The following is a 25,948-nucleotide window of genomic DNA, read 5'->3' as shown; positions in this document are numbered from 1 at the left end:
ATATGAACTTTAACCTGTCTGAATGGGCGCTGAAAAATAAAGGGCTTGTGCTTTATTTTATGATTTTGCTCGGCATTGTCGGTGTATTTTCTTATTCCAAATTGGCCCAAAGTGAAGATCCACCCTTTACTTTTAAAGTGATGGTGATTCAAAGCTATTGGCCGGGAGCAAGTGCCAAAGAGGTTTCGCTACAAGTTACCGATCGTATTGAAAAAGAATTGATGACCACGGGTCAGTATGAACGCATCATGGCGTATTCGCGTCCGGGTGAATCTATGGTGACCTTTATTGCCAAAGATTCTTTGCGCTCTAAAGATGTTGCCGATGTTTGGTATACCGTCCGTAAGAAGGTCAATGATATTCGGCATGAGTTACCGCAAGGGGTGCAAGGACCTTTCTTTAACGATGAATTTGGCGACACCTTTGGCAATATCTATGTCTTAAAAGACAATGATTTTGACTATGCCACCTTAAAAGAATATGCCGACCGATTACAGCTACAATTACAACGTGTCAAAGACGTGGCAAAAGTTGATCTGATCGGTTTACAAGATCAAAAAATTTGGATTGAAATTTCAAACACCAAAGCCAGTCAACTTGGCGTACCAATTACAGTCATTCAGCAAGCCTTACAGCAACAAAATGCCATGAGCGATGCAGGCTACTTTGAAACAGCATCTGATCGTATTCAAGTTCGGGTCAGTGGTGCGTTAAACAATGTTGAAGAACTGCAAAAAATGCCCCTGAACGTGAATGGTAAAACCATTCAATTGGGGGATGTGGCTGAAGTCTATCGTGGCTTTACCGATCCGGCCCAACCGCGTATGCGTTTTATGGGAGAGAATGGTATCGGGATTGCCGTTTCCATGCGTAAAAATGGCGACATTATTGCGCTCGGTAAAAATTTAGAACATGAATTTTCGACCTTACAAAAATCTTTGCCATTGGGTATGGAACTGCAAAAAGTTTCCGACCAACCTGTTGCCGTCAAACGTTCGATTAATGAATTTATGAAGGTGCTTGCAGAAGCGGTGATTATTGTTTTATTGGTCAGCTTCTTCTCACTGGGTTTTCGTACAGGTTTGGTCGTCGCATTTTCAATTCCATTGGTCTTAGCGATGACCTTTGCCGGCATGAATCTGTTTGATGTCGGACTGCATAAAATTTCCTTAGGCGCGCTGATTTTAGCGCTTGGACTGTTGGTCGATGATGCGATTATTGCCATTGAAATGATGGCCATTAAAATGGAAGAAGGCTTTAGTCGATTACAAGCGGCAGGGCATGCATGGCGAACCACTGCTTTTCCGATGTTGACCGGAACCTTGATTACCGCAGCAGGTTTTTTACCGATTGCGACAGCGGCTTCAAGTACAGGTGAATATACACGTTCCATTTTCCAAGTGGTCACCATTGCTTTACTGGTCTCTTGGATTGCAGCAGTCATCTTTGTACCGTATTTGGGTGACAAGTTATTACCTGATTTTAATCAAGATCATATTGAGAAAGCCAAATGGTACCAACGGCTTTGGGCACGTTTACGCAAGCAACCTGAACCATCACCGATTGTGCATCACGCAGGTGAACATCACGACCCATACCAAACCCGTTTTTACCAAGGTTTTCGCCATTGGGTCGATGTCTGTGTTACCTACCGTAAAACCGTGATTGCAGCGACAGTCGGTATATTTGTCCTCTCAATTCTGATGTTTAAATTGGTGCCACAGCAATTTTTCCCACCTTCGAATCGGGCAGAAATTCTAGTCGATTTAAAGTTGGAAGAGGGTGCATCGCTCAAAGCCACCGAAGCTGCGGTGAAAAAAGTTGAAGCCTTCTTATCGACGCAAGAAGGCATTGATAATTATGTGGCTTATGTGGGTACAGGTTCACCGCGTTTCTATTTACCGCTCGATCAACAATTACCACAAAACAGTTTTGCGCAGTTCGTGGTACTGGCATCCTCGCTCGATGATCGTAATGAGATTCGCGAAAATTTAAGTAATAAAATTCGACTGCTGTTGCCTGAAGTGCGTACCCGTGTGTCTTTACTCGAAAATGGTCCACCTGTGGGATATCCGCTGCAATTCCGTGTCTCAGGTGAAGATCTGAATTTAGTTCGTGAATGGGCACACAAAGTGTCCGCAAAAGTGATGGATAACCCGAATACCACCAATGTACATTTGGATTGGGGTGAGCCAAGCAAAGTGATTAAACTCGATATTGACCAAGATCGTGCCCGCTTATTAGGTGTGACGAGTCGTGATTTAGCCAATTTCCTAAATAGCTCGATTGCGGGTGCTGCGATTGATCAATATCGCGAAAAGCGTGAGCTGATTGAAATCCGTTTACGCGGTGATCAGGCAGAACGGGTAGATGTAGGATCACTCAGCAGCTTAGCAGTACCGACATCACAAGGGACGTCTGTATCTCTCGCGCAAATTGCCAAAATTGAATACAGCTTTGAAGAAGGTTTAATTTGGCATCGTAATCGTTTGCCGACGATTACCGTTCGTGCGGATATTCGGAGCGACTTGCAACCGGCAACTATTGTGAATCAATTAACGGATGAACTAGATCAATTACGTGCGCAATTACCAAGTGGCTATTTGCTTGAGGTGGGCGGTACGGTTGAAGAATCCGCACGAGGACAAAATTCAGTCAATGCTGGAATGCCATTATTTTTGGCTGTCGTCATGACTTTGCTGATGATTCAGCTTAAAAGTATCTCGCGCGCATTTATTGTGTTTTTAACTGCGCCACTTGGCATTATTGGTGTGGTCTTATTCTTGTTATTGTTCAATAAACCCTTCGGCTTTGTGGCAATGCTCGGGACGATTGCACTCTCTGGCATGATCATGCGTAATTCACTCATTTTAATTGATCAGATTGAGCAAGATATTTTGGCAGGGGAAAATACGTGGGATGCCATTTTGAATGCCACGATGCGCCGTTGCCGTCCAATTGTACTGACCGCTTTGGCTGCGGTACTTGCCATGATTCCACTGTCACGCAGTATTTTCTTCGGTCCAATGGCGGTCGCGATTATGGGTGGATTGATTATTGCGACACTATTAACGTTATTTTTCCTACCTGCATTGTATGCGCAGTGGTTTAAAGTGAAAAAAAACGCCAATCCGTGATAAAACTGTCATAATATCAGGTGCGAAATATTGAAAAATTCAATATAGTAGTGCCTGATATATTTACAATTTTAAAAACACGAAGTTGCTATGTTGGAATAGTCTCCACATCAGACAACGAGGTTGATACGGACATGACTAAAGACACCCTAACCAAAATGCGACGTTCTGTAGCAGTGGCTTATGTCTTTATGTTTTTAGCACTTTTTACTTTATTAAGTGGTGTATTTGCCTACTGGTTTGCGCGTAAAGTCACGCAAGTTGACTATGCAGAAGTGTGGTTACAAGCCCAAGCCTTATGGATTATGCGTAACATCGTGATTTATAGCATGTTGGCTATTTTTGCAGCACTCTGGTTTATTCCGCTCTTTTTCCTCGCATGGGACAGCCAACTTTGGGTGAAAGCATGCACCGTCATTGGTGTCATTTTTAGCTGTGTGGCCTTCATATTTTTACTGAATGCGTGGATCAAAGGCATTCAAAAATTCTTCCAAAATAAAGCGGTCTTTTAAAAGATCAAATTTTTTTCAAAGTTCCCCTTGTAAAACTTGGTTTGACCCCAATTTCAGACCACAGTTGAATATTAAATAAAATTCCGTGAGGAGCATCGCCAGACATGGCTAAACGTGATTATTATGAGGTTTTGGGTGTCGCTAAAACCGCTAGTGATGATGAAATTAAAAAAGCCTACCGTAAGTTGGCGATGAAATATCATCCAGATCGAAACCCAGACAACCCAGAAGCCGAAGATAAATTTAAAGAAGCCGCAGAAGCCTATGAAGTGCTTTCTGATGGTGAAAAACGCAGCATGTACGACCGTATGGGCCATCAAGCCTTTGAAGGCGGTATGGGCGGCGGAGGCGGTGGCTTCGGTGGTGGTTTCAATGCAGAAGATATCTTCAGCCAGTTTGGTGATATTTTCGGTGGTGCATTCGGTGGTGGCGGTGGTCGTCAGCAACAACGTGCGCGCCGTGGGTCTGACTTACGTTATGTGATGGAACTCACCCTTGAAGAAGCCGTAAAGGGTGTGAAAAAAACCATTACCTTTACTGCACCTGTACCATGTGAACCATGTGGTGGTAAGGGCTCAGAAAAACCAAATGATGTTGAAACGTGTAAGACCTGTCATGGTGCGGGTCAAGTACGCATGCAACAAGGTTTCTTCTCTGTTCAGCAAACCTGTAGCACCTGTCGTGGTCAAGGTAAAATCATTAAGAACCCATGTAAATCATGTCATGGCTCTGGTGTTTCTGACCGTCAACAAACCTTGGAAGTGACTATTCCTGCAGGCGTAGACAATGGCGATCGCGTACGTTTAACTGGTAAAGGTGAAGCGATTCGTGATGGTCAATCAGGTGATTTATACGTTGAAGTTCAAGTGCGTGAGCATGAGATTTTCCAACGTGATGGCGCTGATTTGTATATGGATGTTCCTGTATCGATTGCGGATGCAGCTTTAGGTAAAGAAATTGAGATCCCGACTTTAGAAGGTCGTGTGAGCTTGAAAGTACCTGAAGGCACACAGACAGGTAAATTATTCCGCTTACGTGGTAAGGGCGTAAAACCTGTACGTACCAGTATGCAGGGTGATTTACTTTGCCGTATTGTGGTGGAGACACCTGTACATTTGTCTGCACGCCAACGTGAACTTTTAAAAGAACTTCAAGCATCATTTGAAGGGGAAGAAGGCGGTAAGTCTTCTCCAAAGAAAAAATCATTCTTTGATCGTCTATTTGACTGATTTTAGCGATGTAAAAAAAGGACGCATAAGCGTCCTTTTTTATTGCTCAAATGATTTGTGCAAGTCTAATGCGGTTCAGATTCTGTATGCGCTTGAACATTACTTTTATAGATAAAGAAGAGCGCAATAGCGAGCAGTATCAGCGCAGCAAGTCTTGAACTATCTAGAGGGATGACCGCATTTTGAAACCATCCAAAGTGATCAATTAGAAGACTCATTAAGAGTTGTCCGCTAATGACAGCCACAGTAGTTGCTGCAGCTCCGAGTCTTGGCATCGCAAATACAATCACCAGCATATATGCCACACCAAAAAAAGCCCCTGTTAATTGCCATCTTGGTGCAGTAAAGAGATTAAGTGCATGAACAGGTTCAAAAAAGAAAGCGATTAAGAAACTGATCATTGCACCCACCACAAAAGTTAACCATGCACTTTCTAACACACCAACTTCTGAGCCTAAGCGTCCATTAATAGAGGATTGTGCGCACAATGCTGCACCCGCCAATATAACCACGAATAACATGATGTAAATCATTGGAAATCCTCTTTATTGAATAAGCCAAAGTGCAGCTAAAACAGCGATAAGTGCAGCAATGCGATACTGATCTACACGTCGTTTACGACTACCCAATAAGCCCCAATGATCAATCACCAGACTTGTGGCAATTTGACCCAATAAGATGCCGACCATCGTCAAACCGACGCCGATATGAGGTGTAGCTATAGTTAAAGCAATGACATAGATTGGGCCTAATATGCCCCCTGTCAGTTGCCAGCGTGGTTGTTTGAACATGAGACCAAGCCGGGGACGTCCAAAAATAAGACCAAAGGTCAGTAAAAGTGAACCGACAGCAAAAATGCCTAAAGTCGCCCACATATGCCCGATTTCTTCACCGAGTGGTCCAAGCAGACCCGCCTCAACAGACAGCCCCATACCGGCGAGCACAACGAATGGAAAGATCCATAACTGCTTCATAGATGATTTGATTTGGAAAATTAAGTCGCGATTGTAGGTAATTGTTTAAAAAGCCACAATTGAGCCATTAATCAAAACATAATTGTGATATTGGCAACAATGCAGCTTTTAATATTCATAAAGGGAAACAAATCAGTATGCAGCTTAATGCATTACGTTATTTTGCAATGGTCGCAACCACAGGCAGTTTTGCGGCAACAGCGAAGCACTTTCAAGTGCCTCCTTCGTCCGTGTCTAGATTCATATCAGCACTTGAACAAGAACTCGGACAGCAACTTTTTTATCGCAATACACGCTCCGTGCGACTGACAGAGGTTGGTGAGAAATATTATGTTCAAATTCGAGATGTTCTCGATACGCTTGATATTGCCAATGAACAGGTCACAGGTAAAGCGTCTAGTGTCAAAGGATTAGTCCGTGTAAATACAGCGGTTGCACTGGGTCGGCTGCACATTTCTGGCATGATCAATAAACTGCAAGAGAAATATCCTGATCTGTCAGTGGAATTGATCCTCACAGATAGCTTTATAGATCCTGTACAAGAGGGAGTAGACATTGTCATACGTATTGGCGCGTTGCAGAATTCCGCTTTAATTTCAAGAAAAGTTTGTGATCAGCAATATGTGTTATGTGCCAGTCCTGAATATCTTAAAAAATATGGCAGACCTGAAACGCCACAAGATCTACAAAAACATATATGTCTGGTCTATAAGGGACTCTCAGGGAATCAACGTTGGTATTTCCGTCAGGGCTCAGATGACAAGCCTATTGTATTAGAGCCGCAAGGTGCACTGAGGAGTAATCATGCAGAAGTCTTGGTTAGTGCTGCCTTAGAAGGACGCGGTATTGTATTGTTTCCGACGTGGATCTTTGACAAGCACAGCTTTAAACAGAAAAAGCTGATGCCACTACTGCCCAATTGGACAGCGACCGTCGATCCTCATGCTGCAGCCATTCATTTGGTCTCGCCAGAAAATAGAATTCGTTCACAAAAAGTGAGAACCGTGATTGATTTTATCTTGAATGAAATTGGAGAAACCCCGTATTGGGATAACATCTTTTAATATTTTCAAACAAGTAGATGAAGTGTGATATCAGACATTGCTCTAAACCTGTTTAGACATGAAATGCTTGAGATGGACGACATATCAAAATCGCTCATGACACTCTTAAAATCTTTTCATTGATTTTTCTCTGATCAATCTTAGCGTTATACAGCAGTTTTGCTATAGTAGAAGCCATTTTGAACTCAACGCAGGACACGTTTATGTCAGCAACACCACGCATTGGTATTTTAGGTGCAGGCGGCCGTATGGGTCGTATTCTTATTCAAGCTGTACAAGAAGCAGGTTACCAACTTGCCGCAGCAGTAGAACGCCCTGAAAGCACCCTGTTAGGTGCAGATGCAGGCGAGCTAGCGGGTGTTGGCAGCTTAGGCGTAAAGGTTGTGGGCAGTTTAGAAGAAGTCGTGAAAGAGTGCGATGTTGTGATTGATTTCACCGCACCTGCGGCAACCGTACATCATTTAAAAGTGTGCCGTGAACATGGCGTTGCGATTGTGATTGGTACAACAGGTCTGAATGACGAACAAAAAGCGTATTTAGAAGACTGTGCCAAAGTAAGTCCTGTTGTCTATGCCGCAAACTATTCAGTTGGCGTAAACGTATCCATTAAACTATTAGAGCTTGCATCTAAAGTCTTTGGCGATACTGTTGATATTGAAGTGATTGAAGCACATCACCGTCATAAAGTGGATGCACCATCAGGTACAGCTTTAATGTGGGGCGAAGCAATTGCTGATGCATTGGGTCGTGACTTAAAAGAAGATGCTGTGTACTGCCGTGAAGGTCATACAGGTCCACGTGAGCGTAAGAGCATCGGTTTCCAAACCATCCGTGGTGGCGATATTGTCGGTGAACATACCGCGATGTTTATTGCCGATGGCGAACGTGTTGAAATCACACATAAAGCGACGAATCGTATGAACTTTGCGTCAGGTGCGGTACGTGCTGCAGCTTGGGTGGTTGGGCGTGATGCGCGTAAATATGACATGAAAGATGTCTTGGGTTTTAACGATATTCAAGTTTAAACTTTCAGTAAAATCCGCTATAACAATAGTTAAAACTAAAATAAGACGACAATGGAATGAAAAAAGTCATATTTATGGTTTGTGCTGTGGCGCTTTCTGCCACAGTGCATGCTTACTCGATTGATAAGGCAAAACTTAGTCTCAATAAAAACAATATTAAGGTATGGACCTTTCAAAATGAAAAGAATCCCGTCTTTTTATACAAAGCTGAAACCACCTATAACCATCCTTTAGAGCATGCCGTATCGCTCATTTTAGATATTGATAATGCAGTGAAATGGGTGCCGTATATGGGCAGTGTTAAAGTGCTTTCCCGTGATGATAAAAAGGGTGATTTCACTTTATATATGGTGCTTGATTTTCCATTTCCCTTAAAAGACCGTGATTTGGTCGTGCAAGGTAAAATGATTAAAGAAGCCAATGGTCAAGTGACCATTAAGAATAAAGCCATTAAAAATGGCTATCCACTGAATCCAAAGTATGTGCGACTAACCCATTATGAAGGGGATTGGAACTTCCAAAAATTAGCACCCAATAAAGTCAAAGTCTCGACCTACGGTTATGCCAATCCCGAAGGCTCGATTCCGCTTACTTTTGTAAACATGTTCGTGCAGCAACAGCCTTATCAAATGCTACAAAAAATGAAAATTCAACTCAGTGAGCAAACCCAATATTCACCCTTACCAGAGGCTTTAAAATAAAATTGGGCATCCAATTAAGGCTGGGCTGGGAGTTGATAAGCCGTTAGACGTTTAATATCGATTGCTTTGGGTATATTGAGACTCAGCACGACATGGGCTTGAGCTTGTGTTGGATCGACTAAATGGAGCTGAACTTTGGCATTATCACCTTGAATGCAGTTGAACTGAAGTTGTTTGGGTTGTGGCATCAAGCGTTGTGCACTTTTCCGTTGTGCAGTGTAATTTAATTGTGTCTTTAACGGATGATGATCTTCAAGATTAAGTTCATAGTCCGTTAAATGCTGTGTGCTTAAAAAGCCTTGAATGAGCGCTTTACACATAAAATGTTGTTGTGCATTGACTGCTTTTTCAGTCTCATTTTGGCAAGCTGTTAAAGTACAGATCAGTATTAATCCCATCACTTTTATATACAGATTCATGTGTTTCCCCTCAGATTTTATCTTTTCTTGTATGGAGAAGAGCTTAAATTTGTTAGGCTGTTGGGTACAGCTACAAGAAAATTTAAAAAATGGGTACAGCACTTCAATTCGAGTATCAACTTCTTGCTTATAGCCTTGCAGAAAAGATACGAGCAGGGGAATTGGTTCAGGGGCAACGACTCTGTTCAATTCGCCAACTTGCGTTGCAACATCAGGTCAGTCTCAATACAGTCAAAAGCTGTTATGCCTTACTTGAAGCACAAGGATGGATCGAAGCGAAGGAAAAAATTGGTTATTTTGTGAAAGCTCGAGTCGCTCAGCCTGAGCTTGCATTACCGCAGCATCCAGATTTTCAGGCATCGGCACGGCAAGTCTCAAATTTAGAACTACAAATTCAAATCCAAAATGCCGCGATTGACAGTCGACTGATTCAACTCGGTTCAATTCAATTGTCACCCAATCTTATTCCGATCCAAGCTTTGCGTCGTTCGGTGCAAAGAGCCTTAAAACATGCCAAGCCTGAGGACTTTTTATATAGCGATCGCCAAGGGCATTTGAGTTTACGCCAAGCCTTGTCTGAACATTGGGCAGAGGATGGCTTTTTTATTGCCAGTTCTCACATTTATATTAGTAATGGCTGTATGCCGGCCTTATCGGTGTTGTTACAAAATCTGACTCATGTCGATGATGCCGTGATTGTACCAACCCCAAATTATAATGGTCAGTTGCAACTCTTGGCATTGTTGAAGCGCAAGATCATTGAAATTCCTGCCAATACTCAAGGCTTTGATTTGGCTCGATTGGAACATGCCATGCAGCAACCCAATGCCAAAGCCTGTTTATTGACTGCAAATTATCAAAATCCTCTGGGTTTTTGCTTAAGCCATGAAGATAAAGAAAAAATCGCGCAACTGGCCGCGAAATATCAATGTGTGGTTATTGAAGATGATATTTATGCAGAATGCAGCCATGAGCCGCAGCGACCTTTGCCGATTCAATATTGGGATCAAGCGGGTTATGTGGTGTATTGCGGTTCAGTGTCAAAGTCATTGTCATCTGCCTATCGTGTTGGCTGGTTTTGCTTACCTGAACGTTTGAAATATCTGCACCCACAATTCATGCTGCAAAATGTGTCGGTGAATACGCCATTACAATTGGGACTCACAGATTTAATTCATAGTCGTGCCTATCGGCAACATTTAAATCAGTTGAAACCGATCTTAAAAAAACAACTGCAAGATTATCGAATTTTTATTCATCAAGCCTTTATGGGCGTAGATATCAGAATTAATCAGCCGATGGGTGGATATGTCCTTTGGATTCAAATGCCTGAATCTATCGACAGCCTTGCTATGTATACTTTTGCGCAGCAACAGGGGATTAATATTGTGCCCGGTATGTTATTTGGCGAGGAGGCACGTTATAACAATTGCGTGCGATTCAATGCGGGGCATGAATTATCAGAGGACATCTGCCAAGCAATTCAGTGCTTGGCAGACTGGGTAAAACAGCAAATCAATTAAAGCTTAAAAGTCCGCTTTAAGCACAATACGATAGCGCGCTTTGCCCGAATGTAGGCGCTCAATTGCTTCATTGATGTGTGACATCGGATAGATTTCCACTTGCGGTGCAATGTTCTTACGCGCAGCAAACTTAAGCAGTTGCGCTAAGGTTGCAGGTGAACCGGTTGCTGAACCGGTCACACCACGTGATAAACCAATCAGTGAGCCTGCTGAAATTTGCATCGGTTCGAGCGGTAAGCCGACCATATGTAATTGACCATTTGGCGCTAAAGTATTCATCAGCATTGGCCAATCTAAAGTCACATTGACGGTTGAAAGCAATAAATCAAAACTATTTTTAAGTTGTTTCATTGCAGCGCTATCACGGCTATTGACGACATGATCTGCGCCCATGGCTTTCAATTCTTCAGTTTTATCCAAATTTGAAGTGAACGCTGTAATTTCGCAGCCCCAAGCTTTGAGCAGTTTGATTGCAATGTGCCCAAGACCACCAATGCCAATCACACCAACATGATGAATCGCTTGAATTTGATGCTGTAAAATTGGCGTAAATACCGTAATCCCACCACACAATAGGGGACCTGCACTTTCAGGTGCTAAATCATCAGGAAGTGGAATTGCCCATTGCCATGCAGCACGGACTTTATCTGCAAAACCACCGGCATGACCAATAATCGTCGGTGTTGAACCTGTCGCGCATTGGACTTGGCGACCATCTAAACATGGCTCACAGTGCTGACAGCTATCGGCTGTCCAACCAATACCTACACGTTGACCGAGTTTCAAGCCTTTGGCTTCTGAACCGAGTGCAGTCACTGTGCCAATAATTTCATGACCCGCAATGACAGGATAGCTTGATACACCCCAATCATTTTGAATAACCGATAAATCGGAATGACACAGACCGCAATATTCGACTTTAACTTCAACTTCGTGAGATTTTAGTTCACCCGCATCAAATTGATAGGGCTCAAGGGCTGCACCAGCAGACATCGCAGCATAAGCATGAACGGTATGAGTTGACATAATTTTCTAGCTCTTATGAAGTAGGGGAGATAAGGTTCTTAAAGTGGCAGTGATTTTCATGATCATTGACCATGCCGACCGCTTGCATAAATGCATAACAAATGGTGGGACCAACGAATTTAAATCCTGCTTTTTTCAAGGTTTTGGACATGAAACGGCTTTCGTGTGTTTCTGTCGCAGCTTCACGATAATCAGGAATATTATGATTGTATGGCGGCTGAGGTGCAAAAGCCCATAACCAATTTACGACATTAATCTTTTGTTGTTTTAATGTTTGCCAAGCCATCGCATTGGCTCGAATGGCTTTGAGTTTACCGATATGACGGATTAATCCTGCATCTTGGCATTTGGCTTGCAGCTCATCATCAGTGAATGCTGCAATGCTTTCAATCGAGTATTGGAAAAAATGTTGTCGATAACATTCACGTTTTTTCAGCACCGTAATCCATGATAAACCCGCTTGCTGACCTTCAAGACAGAGCATTTCAAACAGGGCAGATTCATCATGAAGAGCTTTGCCCCATTCTTGATCATGATAGGCAATATAAAGCGGATCATTAGAGCACCAGCCACAGCGTTGAATGGTCATCAGTGCTCCTTGATGTTTACAGTGTAAATGTCGTCCACTGATCTTGTTGTGTATCCCAATAGCTTAAGTTTGCTTGTGAAATATCGGCAAATTGAATCCAGCTGTCTGTTCCCGATTTATCCGCATAACCTGTGCTGATGAGCAGTGCATCTTCGGTAATTTCCATGATCCAACCTTGGTAAGTTTGACCATTGAGTATGATTTTTTGTTGATTGCCTGATTCAGCAAATTCGACCAAGCGATTGATCAACGCTTCTGACATGAAAATATCCTAAAACTAACGTAAATAAGGATAAGGATTTGTCGCACCGCGACCCTTAGCCTGTAAATAAAGACCATAATGTAAATGCGGTGCGGTATGACGCGCATTGCCAGTATTGCCCACATACCCAATTAAATCACCTGCTTTGACGTAATCACCGACTTTCAGACCACGTTTATGTGCATCCAAATGTGCGTAATAATGCCAAGTGCCCGCAGGGCCGAGTATCCATATCACTTTACCACCCAAATTGTTATCGCGTAAGTCCGAAACCAATCCTTCAGTCGCGCTCAGCACTTTTGTTCCACGTGGAGCCATAATATCAATACCTTCATGTAGACGCCCACTGCTGCGTGATGCACCCCAAGTATCAAGGAGTTTTTTGGCTTTCACACCATCGACCGGAATGGGCAATTTATTAGGCAATTTCATTTTCTTTAGTTTTTCAACTTGCGCTGTTGGCAAGACAATCGGGCTAGTTTGTTTGGGCGCAGAGCTACAACTTGCAACCAAAATTGCGCATAAGCTGAGTGCAATCACACGGCAAATATTGAATAAATTTTTCATCCTGAAAGACAGATTATTCCTACATTAGAACCTTAAATATGTCACAGGCTTAAGCTTGAAATCAATTTTTTCATTGCCGTTGGAATGCCCGACTCAACTGCTAAATTCGGATTCATCCAGCTGCCATTGAGTTCAATTGCTAAATGCTCTTGCTGATCTGGATCAATGTGAAAGACAAAGGCTTCAAGTTGCCATGTGAAATGGGTGAAACTATGTGAAATATTGACTTTTTGCACGACTTTTTTCAGTCCTAAAGTTTGGCAACGGTGCTCAAATTCGCTTGGTTCATCAATAATCGGTAAGCACCATAATCCGCCCCACAAGCCACTATTTGGACGTTGTTGCCATAACCAATTGTCACCGCATTGGATCACTAACACTTGAGCAGAACGTACAGGCACAGGCTTTTTGGCTTTTTTAAACGGGAGCTCATTTTCCAAGCCTTGTGCATGGGCCTTACATTCAGCTTGCATCGGACAATACAAGCATAATGGTTTTTTGGGCGTACAAATCGTGGCACCCAAGTCCATAATCGCTTGAGTGTAATCATGGTTACGTTCGCTTGGACACAGGCTTTTTGCTAGTTCCCACATGGCACGTTCATGCATAGGTTTACTTAGGTCATCTTCAATGGCAAAGAAACGAGACAGCACACGTTTCACATTGCCATCCATAATGACGCCGTATTTTCGTAGCCCTAGAGACATCAGCGCACCCGCTGTCGATGGACCAATTCCGGGCAATTCAATCCATTCTTCCAATGTTTGTGGGAAATGACCTCGTGCTGCCACAATGCCTGCTGCTTTATGCAAGTTGCGTGCACGTGCGTAATAACCGAGTCCTGCCCAATAAGGCGCGACATCATCCCAAGATGCTGTACCTAAGTCATGTACGGTCGGAAAACGCTGCATAAAACGGTCAAAATATTGCAGTACAGTTTTGACTTGGGTTTGTTGCAACATGATTTCAGAGACCCAAACTTTATAAGGATCATCGGCAACTTGCCATGGTAAATCGTGGCGACCATGAACATCGAACCAAGCTAAAAGGGCATCTGAAAATACAAACATGGAGCCAACAAGACCGTGAAATGAGTCGATCATTATAGCGGAATCAAAGCGAGAGAAATGTGAAAAGTGGATAAAGCAGAGGGTAGGGAATTGTAAATAGCAGAGTGAATGACATACAAATCATTCACTCTTTAATGGGGTTAGCTCTGCTTAATCTTCAATGCCCCAGCGTTGATCAAGTTTGAGGGTTTGATTTTCATAGCGCGGAATAATATGAATATGGAGATGTTCAGATTTAGATTTAAACACCTCACCATCATTAAAACCGACATGGAAGCCCGCAGGTTGATGACGCAATTGCAGTTCATTACGCGCTTGTTCTAACAGGGACATCATGGCTTTTCGCTCTTTGTCACTAATCTCAAAAAAGGATGCGATATGACGTAAAGGGACAATGACACTATGCCCTTTGGATAATGGATGCGGTTCAGCAATAATGACACCAAAATCATTTTTTGCGATCACGTCATATTCATCAAAATCGCAATATAGACAGTTATGTTCAGTCATTTTTATCTTCCTCTTTCACTATTATTCATATCTGTTAACCCATCTGTATATTTGTATTTTTCAATCGCTTTAAGCGAGACGTTCAGCTAAAAGCTCATACATGGCAGCTAAACTTTTTTGTTCTGCATCTGCGTTATAGCCGAGGTCAACACCATTGGCTTTGGCGCGTTCGTCGGCAAGAGGATTACTAAAGCCATGTTTGGCATCTTCAAAGACAATCACTTCATGCGCAACTTGTGCAGCGTGCATTTCTTCACGGAATTTGGCAACATCGTCTAAGCTGACCATGCTATCAAGCTCGCCATGTAGGACTAAAATTTCAGCTTGTACTTGACCGACTTGAGCAGGGGTTGCCGTTGATAGATTGGCGTGGAAAGTGGCAACGGCTTGAAGCGGAGCATTTGCACGTGCTAAATCTAACACCACTTTACCGCCATAACAGAAACCAATTGCAGCCAATTTATTGCCATCGACTTCTGCTTGTAATTTTAAAATATCGAGTGCCGCAGTCGCACGATTCACAATGGTATTGCTAGATTCAAAGGTTTGCATCATCCATGCATAAGCTTGTTGTGAGTCTGTTGTGACTTTTTTATCACCATACATATCAATGGCAAGGGCAGCATAGCCATGCTCAGCAAGTTCACGTGCACGCTGTTCAGTATATTCGTTACGTCCCCACCATTCTGGTGCAACCAAGATACCTGCAACAGGTTGGGTATCTGCGGGTGCAGCAAAATAGCCAATGAGTGTTTGACCATCTTGAGCGGTATATTGAATTTCGCGAGTCTGAATAGCGGCCATGCTGAGCTCCTAATTATTGTGTCTATACTTCTGATTAAAGCATAAAAATAATCATTCGATATGAAAAGTCACATGAAAACAGCAGATAATTTTAATCTTAAGCGTCAAAAAAAAGGAGATGCACTTGGCATCTCCTTTTGATTTATTTCATGACTTCAATGAGTTCGACATCAAAAATTAACGTGCTATTCGGCTCAATCACATCACCTGAACCAATTTGCCCATAAGCTAATGCCGCCGGAATAAAGAAGCGGTATTTTGCACCTTCTTTCATGAGTTGTAAGCCTTCAGTCCAACCGGTAATGACTTGACTGGTACGGAAATCGACAGGTTGATTACGAGCAATTGAGCTATCAAATACCGTACCATCAATTAAACGACCTTCATAATGTACACGGACATTACTATTCGCCTTCGGAGACTTACCTTTGCCTTCTTGAATCACTTGGTATTGCAATCCAGATTTTGTGACTTGAATACCTGATTTTTTTGCATTTTCAGATAAGAAGACTTGACCAATTTTGGCGTTTTCTTCTGCTTTTTGTTTTAAAGCGATGAGTTCTTTGGCTTCATTCTGTTTTTTAAACTGAGTCAAAATGCTGGCCATTTCTTCATCGCTTAAAGCAGATTTTTGACCGGCTGTAGCACTTTTTAAGCCAGCACTAAAGGCGTCTAAGTCCATGCCTTGCAAAGATTCAGCATTACTGCGACCCATGAGGTAACCAAAACTGTAGCCGACTTGTTCAGCTTGTGAACTTTTCTTATTGATATCTTTTGCCAAAACCATCTGTGAGCTCAAGATGAGCGCAGCCACACCAATATATATTTTCATTATCATTTCTCAAAATAAAGGAGAGCCTTACGCTCTCCCTTGTCATTATTATTTCACTTGAATCAGTTCAACATCAAAAATGAGCGTGCTGTTGGCAGGAATTGTGCCTGGAACACCTTGTTCGCCATAACCCAATTGAGATGGGATATAGAACGTTGCTTTACCGCCTTCTTTCATGAGTTGCAGACCTTCGGTCCAACCCGGAATCACTTGATTCAGTGGGAATTCAATTGGCTCACCACGCTCAATTGAGCTATCAAAAACAGTACCATCGACTAACTTGCCGCTGTAATGCACTTTAACCACAGAATCCGCTTTTGGCGATTTCCCTTTCCCTTCTTGTGTCACAACATACTGTAAGCCTGAAGCTGTGGTTTTAACACCTGCTTTTTTCGCATTTTCTGTTAAGAATGTATCATTCGATGACTGAGTTTGCTTAGCGGTATCTACTTGCTTTTGTTGCATATCTTTTTGGAATTGTTCATATGCTTCTTGCAGTTGTTTTTCATCATAGGCAGGCTCAGTACGTGCATGACCATCACGAACACCCGTAATAAAACTGTTAATATCTAGCTCTGGTGGTGTTTGATGAGCGACCTCATAACCCAGTGCATAACTGATTTTAGCTACGGCTGTTGCATTCTGAGGTGCTTTAGACGTTTGTGCAGCGGGGTTTTGAGTTGCATAGTAAACAGGAACTAGCGCGGCACCACCTAAGATGACAGCGACAGCGATGGGTAAGGCCTTACTCATGTTTTTTCCAATATCATGTTATCGTTAATGTTGAATTAATATTAGCAGAAAATTTAGCTAAAGCTTGAATAGAACGTTTAAATCCGATTGAGGCGAGTTTAATTTTTGTAGGATTTAAATCAAAAAGACCAGCAAATTTGCTGGTCTTTGAGGTTAGTCCTGATCTTTTTGAGCTTTATAAGCATAACTGTAGTTATAGCCATATCCATAGCTACCACTATTACGTTGCACATCATTCAGAATAATACCGTTAACCTTCACATTCGCTTGCTCTAAGCGATTAATGGTAATTTCTAACTCTTTCATATGCGTTTTCGCATGACGAACAACAAGTAAATTTACGCCAGCATACTGTGCAATAATTACACCATCAGTCACAGCTAAAGTTGGTGGTGTATCAATTAAAATATGATCATATTGTTCAGAGAGTAATTCTAAAGTTTGTTTAAACTTCTGTGATCCTAACAATTCAGATGGATTTGTTGGACTTTTACCACGAGGCATAAAGAATAAATTATCAAGGGTAGATGCTTTAATTACATCATTCAGTGATGATGAGCCTAATAACATCTCAGACAAACCCGGTGAAGTTACTTGATCAAAGTATTTATGTAAGTAACCACGACGCATATCTGCATCAATGACTAAAACTCTTTTACCACCTTGGGCTAAAATTACGGCTAAATTTGTCGTAATAAATGATTTGCCCACTTCAGGTGCGGGGCCAGAAATGGCAATAATATTATTTTTTGCTTCAGCGAGTGAGAAGTGAATGGTGGTACGAACACTACGTAAACTCTCAATTGCAATATCATTACTGTCTTTAAGTGCAAGAATAGGAATATTTTTCTTCTTCTTTAAGAACTTAATACGACTTTCTTGAATAGGCGAACGAGGAACAGTTGCGTAAACAGGTACATCCAACTCATTTTCAATTTGAGATGCATCTTTAATACCTGAACGCATCATATTACGTAATAAGGCAAGTAAAGTACCGAGGAAACCACCCAAGAAAATTGAGAGAACTAAGATTTGCAATTTTTTTGGTGCTATTGGCTCAATAGGCTCAACAGCTTGATCCACAATACGTACATTACCAATTTCACCTGCTTTGGCAATACGTAGTTGTTGATATGAATTAAGCAGGGAAGTATACATTTGCTGTTGTACTTCAACTTCACGGTAAAGTTGTAAATAACGGCGCTGTAAATCAGGAAGTTGCTTTAATGTGTTATTGAGCTCTGCAATTTTATTATTAATGGCAGAGAGCTGAGCATCCATTTGTTGCATGACAGGATGTTCGTTGGTGTATTTGGCTGATGCCTCAGCAACTTTTTGTTCAAGCGCTGTTTTCTGAGTCTCTAAAGCCACACTTTGCGTCAAATAAAGCTCAGATTCTTTTGTGACATCCACTGTATTATACTTTTGACGGAATGTATTGAACTCTCGTTCGGCAATATCAAGTTTAGCTTTAAGCTCAGGTAGTTGTTCGTCTAAGAATTTTAGAGTCTGTGCCGTTTCAGCAGAACGTCGCTCTACATTCTGACGATTATAAGATCCTAATATCTCGTTTAGAACTTGGGTAATATGTTGTTTATCTTCACCTTGTAGATTGAGACCTAAAATTCCAGTTAATTTCCCTTTTTCAGCGACTGAAAAATCTGATAATAGTCGGTCTACTGCGGCAGGGAGAGATTGTTTTTGTACAATATAACTATCTTCAAAGCGATCTTTACTAAAGATTTTAACTTTCCAGTGTCCCGCAGGTGTTGTGCTTTCATTGACTTGGTTAAGTAAACCAGTAAATAGGATTTGATCTGTTTTTGGATCAATTAAGTTAAACTTTTGCTGATCAAAATGAAGTTTTAAATCTTCATTCATATACAGTGCAGGGATATCCAAGCTTCGAATATCAAAACCTTTTAAATCATCTTTAAAGTGTACAGATTGATTTGAATATTTTGTACTATAGTCGTGCGGTGTAAATAGACGGTCTAACAAACCATCTTGCGTACCAGAAACAAGAATATCTAAATTTAGCTTTTGAATGACATTCCCTAACACCATGCGTGACTTTAAAATTTCAATTTCAGCTTGGGCAGGTTGTTTCTGATCGATCATACTCGATAGATCACCCAATAAGGCAGCGGAAGTTCCTTTTGATTCTTCAACCTGAACAAGTGCGTTGACACTATAGGTATCAGGCGTTGTTCTTAGGTAAAGCAATGCAAAAATTAAACTTAAAATCACACACAGCGCGATTAATTTCCACTGAGCAATTAATGAGAAAAATAACTCTTTTAAGTCAATAGTGTCTTCAGTGTTAGTGTTTTGGTTCATAATTGTCATTCAAAAATTAAAAATGTTTTTTCCAGTCGCTTACGCACTGTTGAATTAGTTGGCAGGTCTCGTCGAAAAACTGCTGATCATGCTGATATGGATCTGCAATATTTTTATCTTGCCAATGCCCCAATCGAAATACTTTACCCTTCGCAAAAGGCCAAGTTTGTTCTACATGCTGTTGCTGATTTTTACTCATCACTAAAATCAGATCAGCTTTCTTAACTAAATGAGCGTTTAACTTTTGTGCAATATGAGCATCCATGTTAATGCCATGGAGTTGCATACAGGCTTTGGCCTTATCATCTGCAGGATGATCGACCATCGCCGCAATACCTGCTGATTGAATATTTAAGCTAGGACAAGCATGTTTTAAAAAATATTCAGCCATTGGACTTCGGCAAATATTACCGATACAGACCACAAGGATATTTTGAAATTGCATTATTGCCCCAAACGATCAAAGTTATAAATAATGTTAGAGAACGGAATAACTTGATTGATCACACGTTGCCAGCGAGCTAAACCAGATGCATCAACATAAACGATATCATTAGGCTGCATCTTAAATTGATTCGCTAAACCAAAATCACCAATACTGCTAAGGTCAACATTATACACTTCAGTCATATTATGAATTGGATTACTTCTGACGACATAAATTTTACTACGACTTGCGGAGAGAGGGTTGAGACCTAAGCTCTCACCTAAAGCATCGCTCAAGCTCATGCCTTGTTCGCGCATGGCTAAAGACTGATTCTTACCAGACTCGCCCATGATGTATATTTTTTGATTTTCGCGAGAATTTACGTATAGCGTATCTTTGGGTTGAATGAGAAGGTTGTGGAGCGAATAGCCATTTTTTTCGAGTTCAACACTATTGAGTATATAGCTTTGTCCTTGGCGAACTAAAGTTAAAGACGCATTGTCACCATATTGGCTGTTGACACCACCAGCCATGCCCAGTGCGGTATAAACACTAATTGGTTGATCACTTAAGTAAAATTGTCCACCTTTCATTACATTACCTTGGACAGAGAAACGCTGTCCTTGATATGAAAGAACACGCACAATGACATCAGGTGTTTTCAAATAACGGGCTAATTGGCTACGCAATTCAGTGGTCACCTGATGAAGCGACTTGCCTGCTGCTTTGTAGCGTCCAATGATAGGAAACTGAATGAACCCATTAGAGTCGATTTGAAAACCGTTTGAATTGATGCTTTGATCACTTGAAATAGTATTGGTTGGTGGTGTGATTTCTGGATAAGCCCATAAATAAATCGATAAAATATCGCCAGAGCTCAAAGTATAGTTTTGATGCTTTTTTTGGAATAAATGAGCAATTTGTTGAGGATTGTTTTGAGCAGGTTGAACTGCAAATAAATTTTCTTGAGTTAACTTAATGACATTAACCTGTGTTCCTGCATCTGTTTGATATATGCCTTCCGCAGGTAAGTCATAAGTTTGCATGCCAGATGTTATCGCACAACCGGTCATTCCTAAACTGAGTGCTAATAGAAAGCTATAACGATAGTAACTCACTCGAAATCCTATTTTATAAAAATAATGGTTTGATTGTTTTATAAAAAGATCAACCAACTAATATGTTTTGATTTTATACTAACTTAGACTGTACGCCTAGGTAATCTCTGATGTGTTCTAGTTAATTAAAAAGTATTAAGTTTTCTTGTTTTATTTAAGGATACTAGTAAAGGATTAAATTTCAAAATAATTTTTTATAATTTTGAGGGTTTACGGTTAAGCACAAATTAAGCTTGGTAAATCTCATCAGTTTTAAATTCTGTTATAATTATTGACAGAATCCTGTATGGGATTTTCTCTCATTAAAACATGTAAGGCTATCACATGCTGTCCATCTCTGAACTTAAAATTGCGATTATCGGATTAGGTTATGTCGGGTTACCACTGGCGGTAGAGTTTGGCAAGAAAGTTCCTGTCGTGGGTTTTGATATCCATCAAAAACGTATTGATGAATTGCGCAGTGGCGAAGACCATACTTTAGAAGTATCTCCTGAAGAATTACAACAATCTACACATTTAACTTATAGCTCTCAGCTTGAAGACCTCTCTGACTGTAATTTCTTTATTGTTACAGTTCCAACACCGATTGATGAATATAAACAGCCTGATTTAACGCCACTTGTGAAAGCATCACAAACCATTGGTAAAGTGCTAAAAAAAGGCGATGTGGTGGTGTATGAATCAACGGTTTATCCAGGCGCAACGGAAGAAGTCTGTATCCCTGAGCTAGAAAAAGTATCAGGCTTGAAATTTAACCAAGATTTTTTTGCTGGCTATAGTCCTGAGCGGATTAATCCAGGCGATAAACTGCACCGTGTCACCAATATTCTAAAAATTACCGCAGGTTCAACGCCAGAAGTCGCTGACTTTGTCGATGAAGTCTATAACCTGATCATTGAAGCCGGTACACATAAAGCAACAAGTATTAAAGTCGCTGAAGCTGCGAAAGTCATTGAAAATACGCAACGTGATGTGAATATTGCACTCATTAATGAGCTTGCCGTGATCTTTAATAAAATGGGCATTGATACCGAAGCGGTGCTGCAAGCAGCAGGCACCAAATGGAACTTCTTACCGTTCCGTCCAGGTTTAGTAGGTGGTCACTGTATCGGTGTGGATCCGTACTATTTAACCCATAAAGCACAAGCGATTGGTTATCACCCTGAAATTATTTTGGCAGGTCGTCGTTTAAATGATGGCATGGGTGCGTATGTGGTAACTCAGCTTGTGAAAGCGATGCTGAAAAAACGCATTCAAGTTGAAGATGCCAAAGTCTTGATTTTAGGTTTAAGTTTTAAAGAAAACTGCCCTGATATTCGTAATACCCGCATCATTGATATCGTGAATGAACTCAAAGAATATCATATTGATGCCGATGTCTATGATCCATGGATTGATGCTCAAGAGGCTGAGCATGAATATGGCATTCAGCCAATTTCGACTTTAGAAAATGGCAAATATGATGCCGTGATTTTAGCCGTGGCGCATGATCAGTTTAAAGCGATGGGTGCGCAAGCTATCCGTGCTTTAGGCAAAGCTGAGCATGTATTGTATGACTTGAAATATGTGTTATCTCAAGCCGAATCTGATTTGCGTTTGTAAAAGGACATTGTTTCATGAATCAATATCAACAGGTATGTGAGCAACTGAAAGCCCAGCCAAAAACATGGCTTGTGACAGGAGTTGCAGGCTTTATCGGCTCAAACCTTTTAGAAACTTTGCTGAAGCTTGATCAAACGGTGGTGGGTTTAGATAACTTTGCTACAGGTCATCAGCATAATTTGGATGAAGTTCAAAGTTTAGTATCTGCTGAGCAATGGACAAAATTCAGCTTCATTGAAGGTGATATCCGCCAGTTTGCAGATTGCCAAAAAGCCTGTGAAGGTGTGGACTATGTCTTACATGAAGCGGCATTAGGTTCTGTACCACGTTCAATCGCCGATCCGATCACCACCAATGCAACCAATATTAGTGGTTTCTTAAATATGTTGACTGCGGCACGTGATGCCGGTGTCGCAAGCTTTACCTATGCGGCAAGTAGCTCGACCTATGGTGATCATCCTGCACTACCAAAAGTCGAAGAAAACATTGGTAATCCATTGTCACCGTATGCGGTAACGAAATACGTGAATGAACTGTATGCCGATGTATTTGCACGTGCGTACGGTTTTAAAGCCATTGGTCTGCGTTACTTCAACGTGTTTGGTCAACGCCAAGATCCAAACGGTGCTTATGCGGCAGTGATTCCAAAATGGACAGCATCGATGATTGCTGGTGAAGATGTTTTCATCAATGGTGATGGTGAAACCAGCCGTGATTTCTGCTTTATCAACAATACTGTGCAAGCCAATATTTTGGCGGCGACTGCATCGGATGAAGCGAAGAATCAGGTCTATAATGTGGCTGTCGGTGACCGTACCACGTTGAATGACTTATATCGTGCTATTCAAGTGGCACTTGCGGAAAATGATGTGCAGTTTGAACGTGATCCGGTGTACCGTGATTTCCGTGCTGGTGATGTCCGTCATTCACAAGCGAGTATTGCCAAAATTCAAGCGCATTTAGGTTATGCGCCTGAGTTTAAAATTGCCGAAGGTATTCAACTCGCCATGCGTTGGTACGTGAATAACTTAAAATGATTTTGAATAGATGATTGCGAAACTGTTCGCAAAATATCAGTCGATTGGACTGATTACCTTAAGTTTACTGGCAGGTGCGATAATGACATTTATCGCACTTCCTGTTTTAACGCGCCTGTATTCTGTAGCCGACTTTGGTGCGTATGGGATTGCCTTAGCCATTGTCAGTGTTTTATCGACGGTTGCGAACTTACGTCTGGATCAAGCTTTATTGGTCGCCGAGGAGCAGGATAAAAAAAGCCTGATCTTTGAAGGGGCGGTGTTCTCAACGGTCATTGCAATCATCAGTGGCATTGTCATCAGCGTTATTTTGAACGTTGAAATGGCAGGGGCAGTTGCCACAGGTGTATTGGCTAATACCCTGATTCAAAGCCTATATAATTATCAATTCTCCGCACACAAAGAATATTTTTGTGCAGGTTTAAATATTTTTAGAAGTTTAATTGTGGTGGCAGTACAACTGTCTTTACCGCTTGTGATGCAAATTAGTTTAGTAAACAGTTATAACATCAGCTCGATCATCATGATTGTCGCGGTGTTAGTCTATTTGCTAAAGCATCAACTCTATCAAGTCAGTTGGCAGGCATTTAAAAACTACAAAGATTTCATTTATGCCAATACACCCCATGCCTTGCTGAATAGTTTTTCGCATAACTTGCCGTACTATGTGGTGTCGCATTTTGTCGGCGTGCAGGCGATGGGTTTCTACGCCATTGTCGAGCGGACTTTGCGTGTGCCGATTAATCTGATTTCGCAAACCTTACGTCAGTTCTTTATCCGCAAATTTAAAACCACAGAATCCAATCAAAGTGCCTTGAAGGCGAGTGTATTACTCAGTCTCGTTTCACTGCCTTTATTTGCCATTTTCTTTATCTTGCCTGAATCCCTGTATTTATGGATTTTTGGTCATGAATGGGTCGGGATCTCAAGCTATTTCCAAATTTTGGCTTTGGGCTATTGGGCAATTTTCTTTAATCCACCTAGCTCGGCTTTTTTAATTGCTAAGCGCAACAGCCAAGTGTTGTTTAAACTGCAAATCGTTGAACTGATCATTAAGTTTGCATTATTTGCAGGTTTATATATTTTATTTGACGATAAAATTTATATGCTCTTGGCGGTGCCTATCGCATTGATTATCTATAACTTTGCCATTTTATATGTGGTGTGGAGAAACAAAAACTGATGTTTTTTAAACTATTAAAACTGATGAATTGGTTCACTGCACAATGTCGTCAGCAATTTTATAATGTGACTTTTGGCACTAAGTTTCGCTATTTCGGCAAAGGCTGTACCGTGGATATCAGTGGAAAAGTGAAGATCGGTAGCAATGTCTATATTGGTGATTATGTGAGTCTGATCGTTGAAAATGGCGCAGTGCTAGAAATTGCTGACAACAGTTTTATTGGTGAAAACTGTTATATCAAATGCTTTGGTGGCAAGGTGGTGATTGGTAAAGATGTCAGTATTAATTCCAAATCGTATATCAATGGCTGTGGTGGTGTGACGATTGGTGACAACACCCGTATTGGTACGCAAAGTATGATTATTGCGAGTAATCATAAGTTTGGTGAGCCTGATGTTTTGGTCAAAGATGCGATTACCAAACTAGGGGTTAACCTCGGTGAAAATATTTGGCTGGGTGCACGTGTGACAGTTTTAGATGGTGTCACCATTCCAAGCAACAGCGTCATTGGCGCTTGTAGTTTAGTGTCTAAACCGCTTGATGATGCAGGTGTATATGTCGGTAGTCCTGTTAAGAAAATCAAAGACCTATAATCAGGTCATCATGCTGACTTTGGCATTGATATCCTAAAGTGCATTTTCAGCGTAAAATATTCAGTGATTTTCCCTCTTTTGACACCTGACATAGGTCATGCATATGGCATTTATTGTTTCTGCTTTTCGACAGCTGTTTGATTTGGCTTATTTTATGGCTAAAGGCAGTGTGGCATATGCACGTAAAAAGGGGGTGAAAGTGGGTGAAAACTGCCGAATTTATATTAAAAATTGGGGCTCAGAACCGTTTTTAGTCTCTATTGGTGATCATGTTACGGTCACTTCGGGCGTGAAGTTTATTACCCACGATGGTAGTACCTGTTTGGTCAAAGATGCGCAAGGAAAACGTTATCAACGCTTTGCCTCGATTCAGGTCGGCTCACATGTCTTTATTGGTGTAAATAGCATTATTATGCCGGGTGTAAGCATCGGCTCCAATGTGGTGATTGGTGCAGGTTCGGTGGTGACTAAAGATATTCCCGATAACGCCGTAGCAATTGGTGTGCCTGCCAAAGTAGTCTCAAACTTTGCCGATTATCAAGCCAAAATTCAAAACACTTGTGCCAGTGATAGTGACTTGGTCGGGATCACCGATTATCAACAGCGTGTTGAACGTGCCATGCAAGTGCAACAGCAAAAATCCTCTTAACT

The 25,948-nt window shown here is 41.4% G+C and carries 27 protein-coding genes; 12 read left to right on the top strand and 15 right to left on the bottom strand.

Annotated features, from left to right (window positions below; translation table 11 throughout):
• Positions 1-2: 2 nt before the first annotated feature.
• The 3 genes from GFH30_RS13030 to dnaJ all read left to right on the top strand — a co-directional run bounded on the left by GFH30_RS13030 (position 3) and on the right by dnaJ (position 4,878).
• The gene (locus GFH30_RS13030; RefSeq protein WP_153373240.1) at positions 3-3,137 is read left to right on the top strand and encodes an efflux RND transporter permease subunit; all 3,135 of its coding nucleotides are present in this window, start codon (positions 3-5) and stop codon (positions 3,135-3,137) included.
• Between the two features lie 134 nt (positions 3,138-3,271).
• Entirely contained in the window at positions 3,272-3,649 is a 378-nt protein-coding gene (locus GFH30_RS13025; RefSeq protein ID WP_153373238.1) for a hypothetical protein, read from the top strand.
• A gap of 104 nt (positions 3,650-3,753) precedes the next feature.
• Entirely contained in the window at positions 3,754-4,878 is a 1,125-nt protein-coding gene (gene dnaJ, locus GFH30_RS13020) for a molecular chaperone DnaJ (RefSeq protein WP_153373236.1), read from the top strand.
• A 65-nt stretch (positions 4,879-4,943) separates the two neighbouring features.
• Here the strand turns inward: dnaJ and GFH30_RS13015 are convergent, their stop codons facing one another.
• Positions 4,944-5,411, bottom strand: a complete 468-nt coding sequence (locus tag GFH30_RS13015) for a DMT family transporter (RefSeq protein WP_153373234.1) — start codon at positions 5,409-5,411, stop codon at positions 4,944-4,946.
• A gap of 12 nt (positions 5,412-5,423) precedes the next feature.
• Positions 5,424-5,852, bottom strand: coding sequence for a DMT family transporter (locus GFH30_RS13010; RefSeq protein ID WP_153373232.1), 429 nt, complete (start codon positions 5,850-5,852; stop codon positions 5,424-5,426).
• Between the two features lie 137 nt (positions 5,853-5,989).
• Between GFH30_RS13010 and GFH30_RS13005 the strand changes: the two genes are divergently transcribed.
• The 3 genes from GFH30_RS13005 (at position 5,990) to GFH30_RS12995 (ending at position 8,642) form a co-directional block, all read left to right on the top strand.
• Positions 5,990-6,916 (top strand): LysR family transcriptional regulator, encoded by a 927-nt coding sequence (locus GFH30_RS13005; protein ID WP_153373230.1) that lies wholly within the window; start codon positions 5,990-5,992, stop codon positions 6,914-6,916.
• Between the two features lie 203 nt (positions 6,917-7,119).
• The gene (gene dapB, locus GFH30_RS13000) at positions 7,120-7,941 is read left to right on the top strand and encodes a 4-hydroxy-tetrahydrodipicolinate reductase (protein WP_153373228.1); all 822 of its coding nucleotides are present in this window, start codon (positions 7,120-7,122) and stop codon (positions 7,939-7,941) included.
• A 56-nt stretch (positions 7,942-7,997) separates the two neighbouring features.
• Positions 7,998-8,642, top strand: coding sequence for an START domain-containing protein (locus tag GFH30_RS12995; RefSeq protein WP_153373227.1), 645 nt, complete (start codon positions 7,998-8,000; stop codon positions 8,640-8,642).
• Positions 8,643-8,656: 14 nt separating this feature from the next.
• On the opposite strand, the gene GFH30_RS12990 is transcribed toward GFH30_RS12995, so the two are convergent.
• Positions 8,657-9,061 carry a hypothetical protein gene (locus GFH30_RS12990; protein WP_153373225.1) on the bottom strand — a complete coding sequence of 135 codons (405 nt, stop codon included), beginning with the start codon at positions 9,059-9,061 and terminating at the stop codon, positions 8,657-8,659.
• Positions 9,062-9,150: 89 nt separating this feature from the next.
• Here GFH30_RS12990 and GFH30_RS12985 point away from each other — a divergent pair, with 89 nt between their 5' ends.
• On the top strand, positions 9,151-10,584 hold the full coding sequence (locus GFH30_RS12985; RefSeq protein ID WP_153373223.1) for an aminotransferase-like domain-containing protein: 1,434 nt from the start codon (positions 9,151-9,153) through the stop codon (positions 10,582-10,584).
• A 3-nt stretch (positions 10,585-10,587) separates the two neighbouring features.
• Here GFH30_RS12985 and ahr read toward each other — a convergent pair whose 3' ends face one another.
• The 12 genes from ahr to GFH30_RS12925 all read right to left on the bottom strand — a co-directional run bounded on the left by ahr (position 10,588) and on the right by GFH30_RS12925 (position 20,837).
• Positions 10,588-11,610: an NADPH-dependent aldehyde reductase Ahr gene (ahr, locus tag GFH30_RS12980; RefSeq protein ID WP_153373221.1), complete on the bottom strand. Its 1,023-nt coding sequence runs from the start codon at positions 11,608-11,610 to the stop codon at positions 10,588-10,590.
• 13 nt (positions 11,611-11,623) lie between these two features.
• Entirely contained in the window at positions 11,624-12,199 is a 576-nt protein-coding gene (locus tag GFH30_RS12975; protein WP_153373219.1) for a DNA-3-methyladenine glycosylase I, read from the bottom strand.
• 16 nt (positions 12,200-12,215) lie between these two features.
• Entirely contained in the window at positions 12,216-12,461 is a 246-nt protein-coding gene (locus GFH30_RS12970) for a hypothetical protein (protein ID WP_153373217.1), read from the bottom strand.
• 15 nt (positions 12,462-12,476) lie between these two features.
• Positions 12,477-13,028: a M23 family metallopeptidase gene (locus tag GFH30_RS12965; protein WP_153373216.1), complete on the bottom strand. Its 552-nt coding sequence runs from the start codon at positions 13,026-13,028 to the stop codon at positions 12,477-12,479.
• 41 nt (positions 13,029-13,069) lie between these two features.
• Positions 13,070-14,098: an A/G-specific adenine glycosylase gene (mutY, locus tag GFH30_RS12960; protein WP_153373482.1), complete on the bottom strand. Its 1,029-nt coding sequence runs from the start codon at positions 14,096-14,098 to the stop codon at positions 13,070-13,072.
• 150 nt (positions 14,099-14,248) lie between these two features.
• Complete coding sequence (locus tag GFH30_RS12955) at positions 14,249-14,608, bottom strand: HIT family protein (RefSeq protein WP_153373214.1); 360 nt, start codon at positions 14,606-14,608, stop codon at positions 14,249-14,251.
• Positions 14,609-14,677: 69 nt separating this feature from the next.
• A complete protein-coding gene (locus GFH30_RS12950) occupies positions 14,678-15,412 on the bottom strand; it encodes a dienelactone hydrolase family protein (RefSeq protein ID WP_153373212.1) in 735 nt (244 codons plus the stop codon).
• A 142-nt stretch (positions 15,413-15,554) separates the two neighbouring features.
• The gene (locus GFH30_RS12945; protein WP_153373210.1) at positions 15,555-16,244 is read right to left on the bottom strand and encodes an FKBP-type peptidyl-prolyl cis-trans isomerase; all 690 of its coding nucleotides are present in this window, start codon (positions 16,242-16,244) and stop codon (positions 15,555-15,557) included.
• Positions 16,245-16,292: 48 nt separating this feature from the next.
• Positions 16,293-16,997, bottom strand: a complete 705-nt coding sequence (locus GFH30_RS12940; RefSeq protein ID WP_153373208.1) for an FKBP-type peptidyl-prolyl cis-trans isomerase — start codon at positions 16,995-16,997, stop codon at positions 16,293-16,295.
• 153 nt (positions 16,998-17,150) lie between these two features.
• A complete protein-coding gene (locus GFH30_RS12935; protein ID WP_153373206.1) occupies positions 17,151-19,337 on the bottom strand; it encodes a polysaccharide biosynthesis tyrosine autokinase in 2,187 nt (728 codons plus the stop codon).
• A gap of 16 nt (positions 19,338-19,353) precedes the next feature.
• Positions 19,354-19,782 carry a low molecular weight protein-tyrosine-phosphatase gene (locus GFH30_RS12930; RefSeq protein ID WP_153373203.1) on the bottom strand — a complete coding sequence of 143 codons (429 nt, stop codon included), beginning with the start codon at positions 19,780-19,782 and terminating at the stop codon, positions 19,354-19,356.
• Positions 19,782-20,837 carry a polysaccharide biosynthesis/export family protein gene (locus tag GFH30_RS12925; RefSeq protein WP_153373480.1) on the bottom strand — a complete coding sequence of 352 codons (1,056 nt, stop codon included), beginning with the start codon at positions 20,835-20,837 and terminating at the stop codon, positions 19,782-19,784. Before GFH30_RS12925 ends, GFH30_RS12930 begins: the two co-directional genes overlap by 1 nt.
• A 369-nt stretch (positions 20,838-21,206) precedes the next feature.
• Between GFH30_RS12925 and tviB the strand changes: the two genes are divergently transcribed.
• The 5 genes from tviB (at position 21,207) to GFH30_RS12900 (ending at position 25,946) form a co-directional block, all read left to right on the top strand.
• Positions 21,207-22,484: a Vi polysaccharide biosynthesis UDP-N-acetylglucosamine C-6 dehydrogenase TviB gene (gene tviB / locus GFH30_RS12920; RefSeq protein ID WP_153373201.1), complete on the top strand. Its 1,278-nt coding sequence runs from the start codon at positions 21,207-21,209 to the stop codon at positions 22,482-22,484.
• A gap of 14 nt (positions 22,485-22,498) precedes the next feature.
• Entirely contained in the window at positions 22,499-23,521 is a 1,023-nt protein-coding gene (locus GFH30_RS12915) for an NAD-dependent epimerase/dehydratase family protein (RefSeq protein WP_153373199.1), read from the top strand.
• A gap of 10 nt (positions 23,522-23,531) precedes the next feature.
• Positions 23,532-24,704 (top strand): lipopolysaccharide biosynthesis protein, encoded by a 1,173-nt coding sequence (locus tag GFH30_RS12910; protein WP_153373197.1) that lies wholly within the window; start codon positions 23,532-23,534, stop codon positions 24,702-24,704.
• Positions 24,704-25,297, top strand: a complete 594-nt coding sequence (locus tag GFH30_RS12905) for an acyltransferase (RefSeq protein WP_153373196.1) — start codon at positions 24,704-24,706, stop codon at positions 25,295-25,297. Before GFH30_RS12910 ends, GFH30_RS12905 begins: the two co-directional genes overlap by 1 nt.
• Before the next feature lie 103 nt (positions 25,298-25,400).
• Positions 25,401-25,946, top strand: coding sequence for an acyltransferase (locus GFH30_RS12900; protein ID WP_153373194.1), 546 nt, complete (start codon positions 25,401-25,403; stop codon positions 25,944-25,946).
• Positions 25,947-25,948: the final 2 nt, after the last annotated feature.

It is taken from the genome of Acinetobacter wanghuae, assembly GCF_009557235.1.
Classification (GTDB): domain Bacteria; phylum Pseudomonadota; class Gammaproteobacteria; order Pseudomonadales; family Moraxellaceae; genus Acinetobacter; species Acinetobacter wanghuae.
This window is presented reverse-complemented; position numbering and strand designations above follow the sequence as displayed.

Excerpts from the sequence above, each read along its gene's own strand:
- GFH30_RS13030 (WP_153373240.1), top strand. The coding sequence starts at position 3 with ATGAACTTTAACCTGTCTGAATGGGCGCTGAAAAATAAAGGGCTTGTG.
- GFH30_RS13025 (WP_153373238.1), top strand. The coding sequence starts at position 3,272 with ATGACTAAAGACACCCTAACCAAAATGCGACGTTCTGTAGCAGTGGCT.
- dnaJ (WP_153373236.1), top strand. The coding sequence starts at position 3,754 with ATGGCTAAACGTGATTATTATGAGGTTTTGGGTGTCGCTAAAACCGCT.
- GFH30_RS13015 (WP_153373234.1), bottom strand. The coding sequence starts at position 5,411 with ATGATTTACATCATGTTATTCGTGGTTATATTGGCGGGTGCAGCATTG.
- GFH30_RS13010 (WP_153373232.1), bottom strand. The coding sequence starts at position 5,852 with ATGAAGCAGTTATGGATCTTTCCATTCGTTGTGCTCGCCGGTATGGGG.
- GFH30_RS13005 (WP_153373230.1), top strand. The coding sequence starts at position 5,990 with ATGCAGCTTAATGCATTACGTTATTTTGCAATGGTCGCAACCACAGGC.
- dapB (WP_153373228.1), top strand. The coding sequence starts at position 7,120 with ATGTCAGCAACACCACGCATTGGTATTTTAGGTGCAGGCGGCCGTATG.
- GFH30_RS12995 (WP_153373227.1), top strand. The coding sequence starts at position 7,998 with ATGAAAAAAGTCATATTTATGGTTTGTGCTGTGGCGCTTTCTGCCACA.
- GFH30_RS12990 (WP_153373225.1), bottom strand. The coding sequence starts at position 9,061 with ATGAATCTGTATATAAAAGTGATGGGATTAATACTGATCTGTACTTTA.
- GFH30_RS12985 (WP_153373223.1), top strand. The coding sequence starts at position 9,151 with ATGGGTACAGCACTTCAATTCGAGTATCAACTTCTTGCTTATAGCCTT.
- ahr (WP_153373221.1), bottom strand. The coding sequence starts at position 11,610 with ATGTCAACTCATACCGTTCATGCTTATGCTGCGATGTCTGCTGGTGCA.
- GFH30_RS12975 (WP_153373219.1), bottom strand. The coding sequence starts at position 12,199 with ATGACCATTCAACGCTGTGGCTGGTGCTCTAATGATCCGCTTTATATT.
- GFH30_RS12970 (WP_153373217.1), bottom strand. The coding sequence starts at position 12,461 with ATGTCAGAAGCGTTGATCAATCGCTTGGTCGAATTTGCTGAATCAGGC.
- GFH30_RS12965 (WP_153373216.1), bottom strand. The coding sequence starts at position 13,028 with ATGAAAAATTTATTCAATATTTGCCGTGTGATTGCACTCAGCTTATGC.
- mutY (WP_153373482.1), bottom strand. The coding sequence starts at position 14,098 with ATGTTTGTATTTTCAGATGCCCTTTTAGCTTGGTTCGATGTTCATGGT.
- GFH30_RS12955 (WP_153373214.1), bottom strand. The coding sequence starts at position 14,608 with ATGACTGAACATAACTGTCTATATTGCGATTTTGATGAATATGACGTG.
- GFH30_RS12950 (WP_153373212.1), bottom strand. The coding sequence starts at position 15,412 with ATGGCCGCTATTCAGACTCGCGAAATTCAATATACCGCTCAAGATGGT.
- GFH30_RS12945 (WP_153373210.1), bottom strand. The coding sequence starts at position 16,244 with ATGAAAATATATATTGGTGTGGCTGCGCTCATCTTGAGCTCACAGATG.
- GFH30_RS12940 (WP_153373208.1), bottom strand. The coding sequence starts at position 16,997 with ATGAGTAAGGCCTTACCCATCGCTGTCGCTGTCATCTTAGGTGGTGCC.
- GFH30_RS12935 (WP_153373206.1), bottom strand. The coding sequence starts at position 19,337 with ATGAACCAAAACACTAACACTGAAGACACTATTGACTTAAAAGAGTTA.
- GFH30_RS12930 (WP_153373203.1), bottom strand. The coding sequence starts at position 19,782 with ATGCAATTTCAAAATATCCTTGTGGTCTGTATCGGTAATATTTGCCGA.
- GFH30_RS12925 (WP_153373480.1), bottom strand. The coding sequence starts at position 20,837 with ATGACCGGTTGTGCGATAACATCTGGCATGCAAACTTATGACTTACCT.
- tviB (WP_153373201.1), top strand. The coding sequence starts at position 21,207 with ATGCTGTCCATCTCTGAACTTAAAATTGCGATTATCGGATTAGGTTAT.
- GFH30_RS12915 (WP_153373199.1), top strand. The coding sequence starts at position 22,499 with ATGAATCAATATCAACAGGTATGTGAGCAACTGAAAGCCCAGCCAAAA.
- GFH30_RS12910 (WP_153373197.1), top strand. The coding sequence starts at position 23,532 with ATGATTGCGAAACTGTTCGCAAAATATCAGTCGATTGGACTGATTACC.
- GFH30_RS12905 (WP_153373196.1), top strand. The coding sequence starts at position 24,704 with ATGTTTTTTAAACTATTAAAACTGATGAATTGGTTCACTGCACAATGT.
- GFH30_RS12900 (WP_153373194.1), top strand. The coding sequence starts at position 25,401 with ATGGCATTTATTGTTTCTGCTTTTCGACAGCTGTTTGATTTGGCTTAT.